Annotated in this window: 1 protein-coding gene; it reads left to right on the forward strand. The window is 46.9% G+C overall.

Features of this window, described 5'->3' with window-relative positions:
- Positions 1 to 67: 67 nt before the first annotated feature.
- Positions 68 to 1227 (forward strand): IS3 family transposase gene (locus ACYP03_RS23805; RefSeq protein WP_459782335.1). Its coding sequence is split into 2 segments (ribosomal slippage): positions 68 to 335 and positions 335 to 1227, totalling 1161 coding nucleotides; the frame shifts between segments, so codons are not numbered across the junction.
- Positions 1228 to 1235: the final 8 nt, after the last annotated feature.

The following is a 1235-nucleotide window of genomic DNA, read 5'->3' on the forward strand; positions in this document are numbered from 1 at the left end:
TGTAGTGGTTTAATGATCCCGGACACCAAATTAGGTGGTAAAGTCTCCACCGTAAATGAGGTGTTCAATGACAAAACGACAACGACGTATATTTTCTTCTGAATTCAAAATGGATGCTGCGAGCTTGGTTCTTGATCAAGGCTACTCAATAGCTGAGGCGGCACGCTCTCTAGATGTTGGTGATACAGCCCTGCGCCGCTGGGTCGATCAACTAAAGATAGAGCGTGGCGGGAAGACCCCAACCGTTAAAGCTCTGACGCCTGAACAGCAGAAGATCCAAGAGTTAGAAGCTCGAATTAATCGCTTAGAAAGAGAAAAATCCATACTAAAAAAAGCTACAGCTCTCTTAATGTCGGACGAACTCGAACGTTCTCGCTAATTGACCAGTTGAGGGAGCACGAACCGGTCAAAATGCTTTGTGGGTTGTTCGATGTCGCGTCTTCCTGTTACTACGAGTTTAAGCAGCGGAAGCCAGATGCCAATCGCATTCGGTTAACTAGCCGAGCTAAGGAGCTCTTTAACATGAGTCGTGGCGCTGCTGGCAGTCGAACTCTTGTTTCTATGTTGCGCTCTGAGGGCTTCGAAGTTGGTCGATTCAAAGTACGAAAGCTCATGCAAGAAGCGGGGCTGATGAGCAAACAGCCAGGCTCGCATCGCTATAAGCAAGCTAAGTTAGAACGGCCAGATATCCCGAATCTGCTGAAGCGTGAATTCTCTGTTGTTGCACCAAATGAAGTTTGGTGTGGTGATATTACTTACATCTGGTCAGGTTCAAAGTGGAGTTATCTGGCCGTCGTACTAGACCTATTTAGCCGACGCGTAGTGGGATGGGCGCTATCAGATAAACCAAATGCTGAGCTGACTTGTAAAGCCTTGGATATGGCTTGGGAACAACGAGGGCGACCTAGCCACGTAATGTTCCACTCAGACCAAGGATGCCAATATAGCAGCCGTAAATACCGTCAAAGGCTTTGGCGATATCGAATAACTCAAAGTATGAGCCGCCGCGGTAACTGCTGGGATAATGCTCCTATGGAAAGGCTATTTAGAAGTCTAAAAACTGAATGGATACCAGCAACAGGTTACCTGACCCAAACTCAGGCTAAGAGAGACATTAGCTATTACTTGATGGACTACTACAATAGGCAACGGCCCCACCAAGTAAATGATGGGTTGTCGCCAGTTAATGCTGAAAATCGGCTTAAATCTGTGTCCGGAATTTGTTGACCACTACA

The sequence above is a fragment of the Photobacterium sp. R1 genome, assembly GCF_054600795.1.